Origin of the sequence: Actinocorallia sp. A-T 12471, from assembly GCF_033875155.1 — a bacterium.
Classification (GTDB): Bacteria; Actinomycetota; Actinomycetes; order Streptosporangiales; family Streptosporangiaceae; genus Actinocorallia.
Genome location: NZ_JAWZTE010000008.1, coordinates 140008 through 154378, shown reverse-complemented (window position 1 = coordinate 154378; position 14371 = coordinate 140008). Strand labels below are relative to the sequence as shown.

The window sequence follows — 14371 nt, the reverse complement described above, 5'->3', positions numbered from 1 at the left end:
ATAGACAGCTCAGCCGCGCCAGATGGCCCAAACGAAACCTGCTTTGATCTTGCACGTAGGGAGGGTAAATGAAGTCTTTCCTGAACACAGGCTCGTATCCCGGGGCGTTCTGGGTCGCGGGTCAGCCAGAGAGCACCTGTCACGGCCGATTGATCTTGGCCGATGACGCACCAAGGATTGAGCTGGACGAGATGCTCACTCCCGGCATGCGCCTGGTCTCAACTGATGGCGAATATTCATGCTACGAACCGGCTGATGGTGGACCGGAGTGCGAGGATCTCACCATCCATGGGAGGCTGCTAGCACCACAAGTGGATATTACTCTGATGGAGGCTTTTACCTCGAGCCGGACCCACGGATTGGCCGGATTTCTCAATCCCAGCGTGGGAACCCAGACCCTCGTTGGCCGCTACTTGTTGCTTGGTCAGCATCTCGACCGGCCGCTCTTCACCTGCGTTGAGATTGGCTTTCAGCACCTGGATGAGTGGGCCGGTCTAGCCGGTTTCGAGTCCTCGGAAATGTCTGCTAGGACCTATGCGCTACAGTTGACGCTCCCCGATATTCCGGAGGCGGTACTGGAGTCCGGAGGCATGGTGACGTTGGGCCAACACGTGGAACTCCTGGCTAATTCGGTCACGGCCAGGACTATCAGCCGCACCGTCTCCGTCCGTGTCTTGGGCGCGGCACCGATGACCTTCGACGAGGTCAACCGTCGAATACTCGCGCCACTTCGGTCGCTCATCCGGCTCTGCTTGGGGAGGAACACCCAACTGACGGCCCTGTCCCTGGCTGAGGAACCAAAGGGCCCCTGGGTGGACGTTACCGTCAGGAGTGCTCAGCCCCAGAGCGCTCCGATTGATCGGAACAGGATCTTCCTTCCTTTCGCAGACCTAGGGGTCGAGGGGATCGCGGCATGGTTGAACATCGCGCCGAAAATCCAACCGAGCATGGACCAGGTGTCGGAGTTCCACGCTCGGGCCGATCACACGATCGAGTCGATGCTGCAGGAGTTGACCAGCGTCCTGGAAGGAACCCATACGGCTCTTCATGGTAAACGGAAGTATCGAGAGAGCGTTCAGGGGTTGGTCAACGATCTTCGTGACGTGTGCCCTGAGGCCACGGGACAGGTTGACATATGGGTGTCGAAGGTCGTCACCGCCCGGAATCGGTTCGCTCATCAGGACGTGACGAAGCATGACAGTACCGCCAGTTACATCGTCCTGCACGAATCCCTGTACTGGGTGATCGCGATGCGGCTTTTCCTCGCCATCGGTGTCCCCGCGGAGACGCTGAGACAACGGCTGGCGCGTAGCGGTTCTTACTCCCAGTTCCTGCGCAGGGCCCGGTTGTGGCTTCCCGAGGTTTACCCGAGCGGAACGTGTTAGGCCCGTCATGAAGACGGCGACGGACTCCCCAGCGCCATAGAGATCATTAACGTAGACAGGCGCAGGGCTGCGATTTCAGGCCAAGGCGGGTGCGAGAGAAGCGGACTCTGCTGAATGCCTAGCAGCGACCGCTGTCGTCTCGGCGGAGGACCCCGAGTGATCGAAGGTCTTTTTCCCGGACAGCCCCTGGTGGCGATCTGGCCAACTCGCCAGCCTCGCCTCCAGCATGCGCAGGCCATCACTCCATAGGGTTAGCGCGTTCTGTGGGGAGCGGCTTCCATGTCTTGAGGTCCTACCCTGACGTTATGGCTACGCAGGTGAACCCACGGCAGACGGCGAAGAGGTTTCGGGAGGAGACGCGGCTTGGGTTGGTGCGGCGGGCTCGGCGGATGAACCGGACGCTGGGTGAGACGTACCCGGACGCGCACTGTGAGTTGAACTTCGAGAATCCGTTTCAGCTGCTTGTGGCGACGGTTCTTTCCGCCCAGACGACGGATTCGCGGGTGAACCTGACGACTCCGGCGCTCTTCGCGAAGTACCCAAGTCCGGATGATCTCGCGGCGGCGGACCCCGAGCACGTCGAGGCGATCATCAAGCCGACGGGGTTCTTTCGCGCCAAGACCAAGTCGATCATGGGCCTGTCGGTCGCGATCCGTGACAGGTTCGGCGGCGAGGTCCCTGGCCGTCTCGCCGACCTCGTCACGCTTCCGGGCGTCGGTCGCAAGACCGCCAACGTGGTCCTCGGCGACGCGTTCGGGGTGCCGGGGTTGACGGTCGATACGCATTTCGGGCGGGTCGTGCGGCGGTTCGGGTGGACGGAGGAGGACGATCCCGTCAAGGTCGAGGCGGCGGTCGCGGAGCTGTTCCCGAAGAAGGACTGGACGTTGCTTTCGCACCGGCTGATCTGGCATGGGCGGCGGCGCTGCCATGCCCGTCGGCCCGCGTGCGGGGCCTGCCCGCTCGCGCAGGATTGCCCGTCGTTCGGGCTCGGGCCGACCGACCCGGAGGTCGCGCGCAAGCTCATCCGCGACCGTTCCTTCGCCTGACGCGGGGCTAGGATCCTCCTGCACGCTCGGGGGAAATGTCGGGATTTTGAGAAGTTCGGTGGGCGGCGCGGCGGCTTCCGCGCGGGTGACTGTCGTCCTTGTGCTGCTCAGCTTCTGCGCCGTGTACGTGCTGGCCGCGCCGTCCCGTGCGCCGGGCCCTTGGGGTGCCGGTCTCGCGATCGCGTCCGTGTTCGCGCTCTTCGCGCTCCAACTGCGGCACGCCCTTTACCGGTGGCCGGGGCCGGTCCCCTTGGCGCTCCAGATGGCGCTCACCCTTACCGCCGTGCTCTGGCTCGACGTCTCCGTGGGGCTCTTCGGACTCCTCCTAGGGTCGCTTCTGCTCACCGAAGGGCGCGCGGCCAAGGCAGGGGCCCTGCTTGCGGCGTCCGTAGCGTTTCCGGTGGCCGCGCTGCGTACGGGCTTCGGCGCGGCGGCACTGGACTCGGCGATCACCGCGTCGGTCATCGGCCTCGTCGTCTATGGCCTGACCCGTCTCGCCGACCAGGTCGCGGCGGTCGCGGCGGCAAGGCTCACCGCGGCGGGGAACGCCGCCGCCGAGGAGCGCCTGCGCATCGCCGAGGAGCTGCGCGGCGGGCTCGACGCGGGCCTCGCGGCGCTCGCGCGGGAGGCGGCGCGGCCCGACCCGACCGCCGCGTCGCTCGGCGCGCTGCTCGCCGACGCCCGCGCCGCCCTCACTGCGGTCCGCACGACGGCTGCGGAGTTCCGCGGCCTCTCGCTGGCCCCCGAGGTCTCCGCGGCCAGGACCCTGCTCGCCGCCGCGGGCATCGAGGCGCGGGTCGCGGTGGACCACACCGAGCCGCTCGGCGCGACTGGCGCGCTTCTGGCCGCCGCCCTGCGCGAGGCGGTGACCCGGGTGGTCGCCGAGGGCACCGCGCGGGTCTGCGCCATCGAGACCGGGCAGCGTGACGGCCGCGTCGTCCTACGGGTGGGCGACGACGGCGTCCACACCGCCGAGCGGCCCGCGAGCGCCCTTGACGCGCTCGCGGAACGGCTCGGGAAGGCGGGCGGGGCCCTCACCTCGGAGCTGGGACCCGACGGCCGGTTCACGGTGGAGGCGTCCGCCCCCGTCACTGAGGGGGCGCTTCCGCCCGTCGACCGCGCGTCCGCACGGCTCTCCGTGGCGCTGCTCGCCACCGTCGTTGTGGGCTTCTGCGTCAAGGGACTTCTCCAGACGCCGCTGTCTTCGCTGCCCTACGCGGTCGTCCTGCTCGGCGCCATCTGCGTCGTACAGCTCGGCTGGACGCGCGGCTACCGCAGGACAGCTCCGGCGCTCCTCCTGCAAGGCGCGTTGACCTTCCTGCCTCTTCCCTGGCTCGGCGTCCCGTGGACGGGCACCGCAGGGTTCTTCGCGGGATCGCTGCTGATCGCCTTGCCCGCGGCGGTCGCGTGGCCGCTCACCGCGCTGGTCATGGCCGTGGTCGCGGGGGCCGCCGTGCTGCTCGGGCAGCCGCCTCCCGTGGTCGTGAACCTCGCGGTGAGCGTCCTGGTGACGGGGGTCGTCGTGCGCGGGCTCGTCCTGCTCGCCCGGCAGGTGCGGGAACTGAGGGCGGCGGGGGAGGGGATGGCCCGGGCGGCGGCCCTGCAGGAGCGGTTGCGCGCGGCCCGCGACCTGCACGACCTGCTCGGCCACAACCTCGCCGCGGTCCTGCTCAAGTGCGAGGTGGCCGCCCGCCTGCTGGCGGCCGATCCCGGGCGGGCCCGCGCCGAACTCGACGACGCCGCCCGCCTCGCCGAGCACGCCCGCGCCGACCTGCGCGGAACGGCCGACGCGGCCCCGGCGTCCGCCATGGCCGAGGAGCTAGCGTCGGCCAGATCGGTCCTGGAGAGCGCGGGGATCGCCGTGCGGATCAGGGACGGCGGCCCGGTGCCCGGAGCCGCGACGGCCGTGCTGGGGCCCGTGCTGCGCGAGGCCGTGACCAACGCGCTCAAGCACGGCGCGGCGGGCCGGTGCGAGATCACGCTGACGCCCGGGCCGCGGCGGGTCCGCCTCGAGGTGTCCAGCGACGGGCTCGACCCCGCGGCCCGTCCGGGACCGCCGGGCGCGGGCCTTGGCAACCTCGCGACCCGCCTCGCCGCGCGCGGCGGCGCGCTCACCGTCACCCGGGACGGCAGGTGGTTCAGGCTGACCGCCGAGCTGCCGTGATCACAGCCAGCCGGACTCGGTGGCCATCCGCACCGCGTCGGTGCGGTTGCGCGCGCCGAGCTTGGCGACGATCGCCGTGAGGTGGTTGCGCACGGTCCCGGCCGACAGGAAGAGCGTGCTTGCGATCTCGGCGGCGTCGGCCCCGGCGGCGGCGAGCCGCAGGACGTCGGTCTCGCGCGGCGTCAGGGGGTTGTCGGCGAGGTCCCACGCGGCGACGGCGAGTTCGGGGTCGAGCACCCTGCGGCCCTGCGCGACGTCGCGGATGGCGGCGGCAAGGCGGTCCGGAGGCGCGGTCTTGAGCAGGAACCCCGTGACGCCCGCGGATAGCGCGCGCTTGAGGTGGCCGGGCTTGCCGTGGCCGGTGAGCAGCAGGATCCGGCAGTCGGGCAGCTTCTCGCGGAGCAGTTCGCTCGCGCTGAGGCCGTCGAGGACGGGCATGTCGATGTCCATGACCGCGACGTCCGGCAGCTCGACCAGGGCCCTGGCCACCGCCTCCTCGCCGGTGGCCGCCTCGGCGACGACCTGGAGGTCGGGCTCGAGGCCGAGCAGGGTCGCCAGTGCGGCACGGACCACGTGCTGGTCTTCGGCGAGCAGCAGACGGATCACGTCACGACCCTACCCATGACGAGGTCATAGGTGATCGATGACGGCGTCCCTGTCCCGGTCACCCCCTGTTGACCAGCATGGAAGGCATGAACGACAGGGTGAAGGCGGCCACCGGACACGCGGTGGCGCTCGACGGCGTGAGCAAGGTGTACGGCAAGGGCAGGAGGGCGGTCGCGGCTCTGCGGGACGTAACCGTCGACCTGCCTCGGGGGCGCTTCACGGCGGTGATGGGGCCGTCCGGCTCCGGCAAAAGCACGTTCCTGCACTGCGCGGCGGGCCTCGACCGGGTCTGCTCCGGGACGGTACGGCTCGGCGAGACCGACCTGACGCGGATGGACGAGAAGCGGCTGACGATACTGCGCCGCGAAAGGATCGGGTTCGTCTTCCAGGCGTTCAATCTGGTCCCGTCCTTGACCGTCCGCGACAACGTCGCCCTTCCGCTGCGTCTGGCGGGCGCGAGGGTCGATCACGCACGCGTCCGGGAGATCCTCACCCGGGTGGGCCTGCAGGGACGCGAGGGCCACCGGCCCGCCGAACTGTCCGGAGGCCAGCAGCAGAGGGTGGCGATCGCCCGCGCGCTGGTGGCCGACCCGGAGGTGGTCTTCGGCGACGAGCCGACCGGCGCGCTGGACACCATGACGGCGCGCGAGGTGCTGACGCTGCTGCGCGAGACAGTCGACGAACTCGCCCAGACCGTCGTCATGGTCACCCACGACCCCGTGGCGGCCTCCTACGCCGACGCGGTGCTGTTCCTTGCCGACGGGCGGATCGTCGACACGCTCGCCGCGCCGACCGCCGGGCAGGTCGCCGACCGCATGACGAAGCTGGGGGCCTGGGCATGAGGTTCCTGGTCCTGAACTCACTGCGGTACCGCAGATCGGCTTTCGCTGGCGCGTTCGTCGCCCTCTTCTGCGCGGCCGCCCTTGTGTCGGCCTGCGCGACGCTCATGGACACCGGCCTGCGCGGCTCGGTAGCGCCCGAGCGTTACGCCGGGACTCCTGTCGTCGTCTCTGGCGACCTGAGCATCGACCTAGTGAAGCGGAAGAAGGACAAGGAGAAGATCAAGCACAAGCCTGTGACGGAGCGGCCGTGGCTTCCCCTTGAGATCGCGGACAGGCTGCGTGCTGTGCCGGGCGTACGCGAGGTCGTCCCCGAGGTGGAGATACCCGTCTACCTTGAGCGCGGGTCGGCTGAACGGTCTTGGGGGCACTCGTGGGACTCGGCCGTCCTCACCCCGTTCACGATCGGCGAGGGCCGGGAGCCGCGGGAGCCCGGAGAGATCGTCGTTGACGCGGGGGCGAAGCCGGGCGACGTCCTCACCGCACGTACGCCGACGGGTACGCGCGACTACACGGTCGTCGGGGTGACCGCGCAGCGGCTCGCCTCCCAGCGTTCGGTCTTCTTCGCGCCAGAGGAGGCGTCGGCCCTCGCCCGTCCCGGACAGGCCGCCGTGTTCGGCGTCTTCGGCACGGCGTCGGCGGACGACCTCCGGGCGGCGCTCTCCGGCACGGAAGCCGAGGTCCACAAGGGCGACGCCAGGGGGAACGCCGAGTTCCCCGAGGCGAGCGCCGCGCGTACCCGGCTGATGAGCATGGGCGGCGCGCTCGCGGGCACCTCCCTCGTCGTCGCCGTGCTCGCCGTCTCCGGGATCTTCGCCCTCGCCGGTCTCCAGCGCCGTAGGGAACTCGCGCTGCTGCGCGCGGTGGCCGCGACCCCGGGCCAGCTCAGAAGGATGCTGGGGCGGGAGGCGCTGATCGTCGCGCTCGCCGCCGCGGTGCCGGGCGCGCTGACGGGCCTTGTCCTCGCGGGGACGCTGCATGACGCGTTCGTCGAGCTCGGGGCGATTCCGCCGAACCTGCCCCTGGTGACCGGGTTCCTGCCGGTGCCCGTCGCGATCGCCGGGAGCCTGCTGGCGGCCTGGGCGGCGGCGCGGTTGTCGGGGCGCAGGACGGGCCGGGTCCGTCCGGTCGAGGCCCTGGGCGAGGCGGCCCCCGGCAGGCTCCGCATCGCGCCCCTGCGGGTCGTCGCGGGCCTCGCGGCGGTCGGCGGCGCCGTCGCCCTCACCTTGACGCTGGCGTCGGTGTCCACCGACCGGGGCGCGGGCCCGCTCACCCCGCTGACCGCGCTCGTGTGGACGCTCGCGGCGTCCCTGCTCGGCCCGCCGCTCGTCCGGCTCTTCGCCGCCGTGATCGCGCCCGCGCTGCGCCGGACGGGCGTGCCGGGCGGGCTCGCCGCCGAGCAGCTGCGCACGGGCGCGGACCGGGCGGCCGCGGTGGTCGCGCCGCTGACCCTCGTCGTCGCGCTCGGCTGCACCCTCCTGGCCGCCGGAAGCACCCTCGACGGAGCCGCCGAGGAGCAGCTGCGCGACGGGATCAAAGCCGGACTCGTCGTCGGCCCCGAGGTCCCGGCACGGGACGCCGAGACGCTCCGGAAGCTGCCGGGCGTGGAGGCGGTCACTGCGGTCGTGCGTACGACGGTGCGTACGGTCTCCTCGCCGTACAGCGTCCAAGGGATCACCCCCGAAGGGCTGGACAAGACGATGGACCTGCGTACGGTCGAAGGCTCCCTCGCGGACCTGCGCGAAGGCACGATGGCCGTACAGGAGCGGCTCGGCATGGCCCTAGGCGACAAGGTGGAGATGGCACTGGGGGACGGCACGCCGGTGGGCGCGGAAGTCGTCGCGGTGTACCGCAGCGGCCTCGGCTTCGCGCAGGTGACCCTTCCCTACGCGACTGTTGCGGACCATGTGGACGACCCGATGAGCGACTTCCTTCTGGTCGCGGGCCAGGGCGTCACCGGCGCGGAGATCTCCGCCGCGCTGGGCGGGGCGGTAGGCGTGACGTCGGCTTCCGCGGCGCTGCCCGGGTCCTCCTCGGCCAACTACGCCGCCCTCGGGCTGATCATCGCCTTCGCGGTGATCTCCCTGGTCAACACCCTCTCCGTCGCCACCCTCGGCCGAGGCAGGGAGATGGCTCTGCTGCGGCTGGTGGGTGCGACCAAGGGCCAGATCCTGCGGTCGCTGGCCTGGGAGACGCTGCCGCTCGTCCTGCTGGCCACCGGGCTCGGCACCGCGATCGCCCTGGTGACGCTCAACGCCTACGCCGCGGCGATGGCCGGCGGCGCGCTCACCTTCCCCGGCACGACGTACGCGGCGGTCGTGGCGGCGGGCGTGCTGCCCGCCTTCGCCGCGCTGCTGCTGGCGGGCCGGGCGGCGCTGCGGCCGCGTCCCGCTGACGCGCTGGGGGTCCGGGAATAGGGGGCCCGCGACGATACCGGCGGGTAGCCTCGCAGAGGGCCGCAGGGCCCTGTACGGGGCCGCCCGCCGGTCTCCATCGCGAATATTCTCGTCTCAAGGGGTGTTGCCCGAACGTGATTCCTTCATGGCTCGACCTGTTCCGCGAACGGGCGCCGCACCTTCCGGTGCCCCCTTTCATGCGTCCCGCGCCGACGGCGCGTCCGGCCGCGGTCCTGATCCTGTTCGGTGAGGGCGTCGACGGCCCCGACGTCCTGCTCCTCGAACGCGCCGCGACGTTGAAGAAGCACGCCGGACAGCCCGCGTTCCCCGGCGGCTCCCTCGACCCGGAGGACGACGGCCCGGTGGGCGCGGCGTTGCGCGAGGCGCAGGAGGAGACGGGAGTGGACCCGTCGGGGGTGACGGTCCTCAGCGCCCTTCCCGAGCTGTACCTCTCGCGGAGCGACTTCCGGGTCACCCCCGTGGCCGGTTGGTGGCACGACCCCTGCGCGGTGTCTCCGGGCCACCCGGGCGAGGTCGCCTCTGTGAGCCGGGTGCCGATCGCCGAACTCGTCGATCCGAGCAACCGGGTCGCCTTGCGCGCGCCCGGAGGCTTCGTAGGCCCGGCGTTCAACGTGCGGGACATGCTTGTGTGGGGCTTCACGGCGGGCCTGTTGACGACGGTCCTGGACGCCGGAGGCTGGTCGGTGCCTTGGGACCAGACGCGGGTGGAGGATCTCCCCCCAGAAGTGATCAATATGGCCGCAAGGGGATGAATCACTCTGTACGGTGACACGCCCGGCCGCCATCTCCTCCCGTCAGGGGACTCTCAAAACGTGGATCTCCCGGTACGTTGAAGCGGTGCTGGGCGACCACCTTCTCGATGTCATCCTGATCGTTCTGATCGTGCTCTTCGCGGTCTCTGGCTACCGGCAGGGTTTCATCGTCGGGCTGCTCAGCTTCGTCGGCTTCGTCGGCGGGGGCGTCCTCGGCGTGCTCATCGCGCCCCCGCTCGTCACCTGGGTGGTCGAGGGGGAGGCGCAGCAGGCGCTGCTCGCGATCGTCATCGCCTTCCTCGCCGCCACGTTCGGCCAGCTCATCGCCTCCTCGGCGGGCGCGGTGCTGCGCAACCGGGTCACCGGGGACAACGCACGGGCCATCGACGCGGCGGGCGGCGCGGTGGTGAGCGTGCTGTCGCTCATGCTCGTCGCCTGGTTCATCGGGGTCGTGCTGCTCGACCAGTCGCCGATCCGCGCGCTGTCCAAACAGGTCCACAACTCGGCGGTGCTGCGCGGCGTCGACCAGGCGATGCCGCTCGCGGCCGACAGGTGGGCCGAGTCGTTCGACAAGTTCGTCGGCGGCACCGACTTCCCGAAGGTCTTCAACGGGCTCGGCGGCGAGCCCCTGGTGGACGTGGGGCCGCCCGACAAGTCCGTCGAGTCCTCACCCGCTCTGCGCGACGCCCGGCGCAGCATCGCCAAGATCATCGGCACCGCGCCGGACTGCGCCACCGAGCCGCGGCAACGCCGCATCGAAGGCACCGGCTTCGTTTTCGCGCCCGAGCGGCTGATGACGAACGCGCACGTCGTCGCGGGCACCGAGGGGCCGCTGTCGGTCCAGGTGGGTTCGCGCGAGTTCGACGGACGTGTCGTGCTTTATGACCCGTCGCGTGACATCGCCGTCATCCACGTGCCCGGCCTGCGCGCCAAGCCGCTGAAGTGGGACACCGAGGCGCAGCGCGGCGACGCGGCCGTCGTCGCGGGCTTCCCCAAGAACCGGCCCTACACGGTACGGGCGGCGAAGATCAGCTCGCGGCAGAAGGCCAAGGGCCCCGACATCTACCGCAGCACCCAGGTCACCCGGGAGATCTACTCGCTACGCGGCACGGTCGAACCGGGCAACTCGGGCGGCCCGCTGCTCACCGAGCAGGGTGCGGTCTTCGGCGTCATCTTCGCGGCCGCGATGTCCGACCAGGACACCGGCTACGCGCTCACCGCCGACGAGGTCGCGCCGGACGCCGACGCGGGCCGAGACGCGACGAGGCCCGCCGACACCCGGGGATGCGCCGACTGACGCGACGCGCTACAGCCGGACCTCGCGTTCGTCCTCGGCGGCCCGGACGACGGCCGGGAGGTCGAGGCCGCAGGAGGGCCCGTCGTAGGCCCTCAGATCCCTCAGGGCGCGCGTGAAGAGGGCGTCGGCGCCCCTGGTGTTGCCGCGGCGCAGATGGGTCAGACCGACGGCGAGCTGGGCCAGGGCGCGCCACAGGGGCCGCTCGGCGTCCGGGCACGACTTCCAGCGGGCTTCGAGGACCTCGTGCGCGTGGAACGGGCGGTCGGCGGCCAGGAGGCGGCGTGCCTCGGTGACGGTGCCCTGCGCGTCGAGGGTGAGGTCGTCCGGCGTCGTCGGGACGCCCTCGGCCCCGTACGGGAGGGGGCGGCCGTAGGCGTCGCGGGGACGGGCGTTGCGGGGGCGTCCGCCGGTGTCGCGGTCGCGCATGTCAGCGGCTCAGCCAGCCGAGGAGCTCGGCGTTGAAGGCGTCGGGCCGCTCCTCGTGGGGGAAGTGGCCCGTACGGTCGATCGTCTTCCAGGTGTAGTCAGCCTCGACGTACCGGCCTGAGCCTTGGGCGACCGCAGGGGGCAGCGCGGGGTCCTTCGCCCCGTGCAGGTGCAAGGTGGGCGCTTGGACGGGCGCGGCCATGCGGTGCGCGTAACGCAGGCCGTCGGGACGCAGTACCGAGCGCAGAAACCAACGGTGGTACTCCTGCGAGCAGTGGGCGACGCCCGGGATCTGCACCGCGGCCCGCACATGGCGGTCGGTGGCCTGATCGGGCCAGCCCGGCGACGACCAGCGCTCGAGCAGCCGCGACGCCCTCGCCCCGTTGAACTCCGTCAGCCGCCGCTCGGGCAGGAACGGCGCCTGGTTGAGCAGCGCCTGGGCCATCCACGGGGTGCGCGGCTCGCGCCGCAGCCGCAGCGGGTGCGGCGCGGACACCGCGACGAGCCGCTGCACGACCTTCGGGTGGTAGACGGCCATCGTCCAGGCGAGCAGCCCGCCCCAGTCGTGCCCCACGACGACCGCGTTCGCCTCGCCCAGCGCGCGCACGAGCCCCGCGGCGTCGCTCGCGAGGGTGACGAGGTCGTAGCCGCGCGGAGGCTTGTCGCTGCCCCCGTAGCCGCGCAGGTCCACCGCCGCGGCGCGGTATCCGGCGGCGGCGAGCGCCTCGAGCTGGTGGTGCCAGCTCCACCAGAACTCCGGAAAGCCGTGCAGGAGCAGCACGAGCGGCCCCTCGCCCTGCTCGGCGAGATGGAACCTGGTGCCCCCCGCGCTTATGTCCCGGTGTGTCCAGGGACCGGGGATTTCAATGCTCACGGGCTCTCTTGAGCATCTTCACGCCGTCCTGGAGGGTCTCGCGGGTGCGCGGCGCGCCGTCGATCTTCTTGATCCGCATCCAACCGACGAGGATGAGCACCGCGGCGAGCAGCAGGTACAGCGCCGCGACCAGCGCGAACGCCGCCCAGTGCCACATGCCGAGGCCGACGAGGGCATAGGCGAACGCGATGGACAGCAGGATGACGATCATGCCGGCGATCAGACCGGCCACGGCGAACAGCACACCGCCGATGGCCGCCTTCTTGGCGTCCTCCTTGAGCTCGATCTTCGCGAGCTCGAGCTCGGCGCGGACGAGCTTTTGGACATTGCCCGTGGCCGAGGCCACGAGCTCGCCAAGACTCTGCTCCTCGACGTTGGATCGACCCATGGGGACCCCCTAATGGATGCCGGTGTGGAGCGCGTCGCGCCGCCGATCTTTCACCGATCGTATCCGGGCGGTCCGACATCGCGGAGCCCCGGACCGATCCGGGGCTCCGCGACGGCGTCAGATGCCGAGCGCCTTCCTGATGGAGTCCATGACCGTGGTGTCGGCGAGGGTGGTGGCGTCGCCGATCTCGCGGCCCTCGGCGATGTCCTGCAGGATGCGCCGGACGATCTTGCCGGAGCGGGTCTTGGGCAGCTCGGGCACGACGAGGACCTGCTTGGGCTTGGCGATCGGCCCGAGCGTCCTGCCGACGTGCGCGCGCAGCTCCTCGACGTCGACCTCGCCGTCGCCGCGCACGATGACGAACGCCGCGATCGCCTGCCCGGTGACGGGATCGGCCGCGCCGACCACCGCGGCCTCGGCCACCCTCGGGTGCCCGACAAGCGCGCTTTCCACCTCGGTGGTGGAGATGTTGTGGCCGGACACGAGCATGACGTCGTCGACGCGGCCCAGCATCCACAGGTCGCCGTCCTCGTCCTTCTTCGCCCCGTCCCCGGCGAAGTACAGGCCGGGCCAGCGGGACCAGTACGTCTGGACGAACCTGTCCGGGTCGCCCCAGATCGTCCGTGCCATCGACGGCCACGGCTCGGTCAGGACGAGGAAGCCGCCCGAGCCGTCAGGCACCGGGTTGGCTTCGTCGTCGACCACGTCGGCGGAGATACCCGGCAGAGGGCGCATCGCCGCGCCGGGCTTGCCGTGCGTGACCCCGGGCAGCGGGCTGATCATCATCGCGCCGGTCTCGGTCTGCCACCACGTGTCCACGACGGGGGTGCGTCCGCCGCCGATGCGCTCCCGGTACCAGACATATGCCTCGGGGTTGATCGGCTCGCCGACGGAGCCGAGGACGCGCAGGCTCGACAGGTCGAACTCGGCGGGGATCGCGTCGCCCCACTTCATGCACGTACGGATCGCCGTAGGCGCGGTGTAGAGGATCGTGACCTTGTACTTCTCCACGATCTCCCACCAGCGGCCCCTGTGCGGGGTGTCGGGGGTGCCCTCGTACATGACGGACGTAGCGCCGTTGGAGAGCGGCCCGTATACGAGGTAGGAGTGGCCGGTCACCCATCCGACGTCGGCGGTGCACCAGTAGACGTCGGTGTCGGCTTTGAGGTCGAACACCGCCCAGTGGGTGTACGACGCCTGCGTGAGGTAGCCGCCCGTGGTGTGCAGGATGCCCTTCGGCTTTCCCGTCGTCCCCGAGGTGTAGAGGATGAACAGCGGGTGCTCGGCGTCGTGCGGGTGGGCGGTGTGCTCGACGGACTGCCTGTCCACGAGGTCGTGCCACCACACGTCGCGGTCGCCCCACTCGACGTCCTGGCCGGTGCGGCGGACGACGAGGACGTTCTCCACGGTGTCGGTGACCGCCTTGTCGACGGTCGGCTTGAGCGCGCTGGGAGCGCCCCGCCGGTAGCCGCCGTCAGCGGTGATGACGAGCTTGGCCTGGGCGTCCTCGATACGGGCGCGCAGGGCGTCGGCGGAGAAGCCGCCGAAGACGACGGAGTGGGTCGCGCCGACGCGGGCGCAGGCGAGCATCGCGACGGCGGTCTCAGGGATCATCGGCATGTAGATCGCCACCCGGTCGCCCTTGGTGACGCCCAGTTCGGCGAGCGCGTTGGCCGCCTTGCAGACCTCGTCCTTGAGCTCCGCGTACGTGATCGTCCTTGTGTCGCCCGGCTCGCCCTCCCAGTGGAAGGCCACCTTGTCGCCCCTGCCCTCCACGACATGGCGGTCGACGCAGTTGTAGGCGACGTTCAGCTCGCCGCCCACGAACCACTTGGCGAAGGGCGCGTTACTCCAGTCGAGCACCTGGGTCCAGGGCGTCGCCCACTCGAGCCGTTCGGCCTGCCGCGACCAGAAGCCGAGCCTGTCGTCGGCGGCCTCCGCGTACGCCGGCTCCTTGACGTTCGCCTGGGCGGCGAGGTCCGGCGGCGGCGCGAACCTGCGGTTCTCCCGCAACAGATTCGACAGCGCTTCCTGGCTCACGGGGACTCCTTCGTGCCGCGGTACTTGCCCTGGATCTCCACTTAATCGGGGACCCGGCGCGGGCTGTCAAGTACCGACTTACTTCAAGGTTTCCTTACAAACAGTACGTGACGCAGGACACGTCGACTGCCTGTGTA

Annotated in this window: 12 protein-coding genes; 7 read left to right on the top strand and 5 right to left on the bottom strand. The window is 70.8% G+C overall.

Annotated features, from left to right (window positions below; translation table 11 throughout):
• The first annotated feature begins 68 nt into the window (after positions 1–68).
• From R9X44_RS22515 to R9X44_RS22505, 3 genes are all read left to right on the top strand, one after another.
• On the top strand, positions 69–1385 hold the full coding sequence (locus R9X44_RS22515) for a HEPN domain-containing protein (protein ID WP_319816232.1): 1317 nt from the start codon (positions 69–71) through the stop codon (positions 1383–1385).
• A gap of 389 nt (positions 1386–1774) precedes the next feature.
• Positions 1775–2431 (top strand): endonuclease III, encoded by a 657-nt coding sequence (gene nth, locus R9X44_RS22510; RefSeq protein ID WP_319816231.1) that lies wholly within the window; start codon positions 1775–1777, stop codon positions 2429–2431.
• Between the two features lie 46 nt (positions 2432–2477).
• Positions 2478–4595 carry a histidine kinase gene (locus tag R9X44_RS22505; protein ID WP_319816230.1) on the top strand — a complete coding sequence of 706 codons (2118 nt, stop codon included), beginning with the start codon at positions 2478–2480 and terminating at the stop codon, positions 4593–4595.
• Here the strand turns inward: R9X44_RS22505 and R9X44_RS22500 are convergent, their stop codons facing one another.
• Positions 4596–5201, bottom strand: coding sequence for a response regulator transcription factor (locus R9X44_RS22500; RefSeq protein ID WP_319816229.1), 606 nt, complete (start codon positions 5199–5201; stop codon positions 4596–4598).
• A gap of 86 nt (positions 5202–5287) precedes the next feature.
• Between R9X44_RS22500 and R9X44_RS22495 the strand changes: the two genes are divergently transcribed.
• From R9X44_RS22495 to R9X44_RS22480, 4 genes are all read left to right on the top strand, one after another.
• A complete protein-coding gene (locus R9X44_RS22495) occupies positions 5288–6043 on the top strand; it encodes an ABC transporter ATP-binding protein (RefSeq protein WP_319816228.1) in 756 nt (251 codons plus the stop codon).
• Positions 6040–8457 (top strand): FtsX-like permease family protein, encoded by a 2418-nt coding sequence (locus tag R9X44_RS22490; protein WP_319816227.1) that lies wholly within the window; start codon positions 6040–6042, stop codon positions 8455–8457. Before R9X44_RS22495 ends, R9X44_RS22490 begins: the two co-directional genes overlap by 4 nt.
• A gap of 164 nt (positions 8458–8621) precedes the next feature.
• Entirely contained in the window at positions 8622–9209 is a 588-nt protein-coding gene (locus R9X44_RS22485; RefSeq protein ID WP_319816226.1) for a CoA pyrophosphatase, read from the top strand.
• Between the two features lie 85 nt (positions 9210–9294).
• Entirely contained in the window at positions 9295–10506 is a 1212-nt protein-coding gene (locus R9X44_RS22480) for a MarP family serine protease (RefSeq protein WP_319816225.1), read from the top strand.
• Between the two features lie 9 nt (positions 10507–10515).
• On the opposite strand, the gene R9X44_RS22475 is transcribed toward R9X44_RS22480, so the two are convergent.
• The 4 genes from R9X44_RS22475 to acs form a co-directional block, all read right to left on the bottom strand.
• Positions 10516–10932, bottom strand: coding sequence for a DUF309 domain-containing protein (locus R9X44_RS22475; protein WP_319816224.1), 417 nt, complete (start codon positions 10930–10932; stop codon positions 10516–10518).
• Position 10933: 1 nt separating this feature from the next.
• Entirely contained in the window at positions 10934–11806 is an 873-nt protein-coding gene (locus tag R9X44_RS22470; RefSeq protein ID WP_319816223.1) for an alpha/beta hydrolase, read from the bottom strand.
• Positions 11796–12194 (bottom strand): phage holin family protein, encoded by a 399-nt coding sequence (locus tag R9X44_RS22465; RefSeq protein WP_319816222.1) that lies wholly within the window; start codon positions 12192–12194, stop codon positions 11796–11798. Before R9X44_RS22465 ends, R9X44_RS22470 begins: the two co-directional genes overlap by 11 nt.
• A 117-nt stretch (positions 12195–12311) precedes the next feature.
• A complete protein-coding gene (acs, locus tag R9X44_RS22460; protein ID WP_319816221.1) occupies positions 12312–14234 on the bottom strand; it encodes an acetate--CoA ligase in 1923 nt (640 codons plus the stop codon).
• Positions 14235–14371 lie beyond the last annotated feature (137 nt).

Coding starts and splice junctions, on each gene's coding strand:
- R9X44_RS22515 (WP_319816232.1), top strand. CDS start 69: ATGAAGTCTTTCCTGAACACAGGCTCGTATCCCGGGGCGTTCTGGGTC.
- nth (WP_319816231.1), top strand. CDS start 1,775: ATGAACCGGACGCTGGGTGAGACGTACCCGGACGCGCACTGTGAGTTG.
- R9X44_RS22495 (WP_319816228.1), top strand. CDS start 5,288: ATGAACGACAGGGTGAAGGCGGCCACCGGACACGCGGTGGCGCTCGAC.
- R9X44_RS22490 (WP_319816227.1), top strand. CDS start 6,040: ATGAGGTTCCTGGTCCTGAACTCACTGCGGTACCGCAGATCGGCTTTC.
- R9X44_RS22475 (WP_319816224.1), bottom strand. CDS start 10,932: ATGCGCGACCGCGACACCGGCGGACGCCCCCGCAACGCCCGTCCCCGC.
- R9X44_RS22465 (WP_319816222.1), bottom strand. CDS start 12,194: ATGGGTCGATCCAACGTCGAGGAGCAGAGTCTTGGCGAGCTCGTGGCC.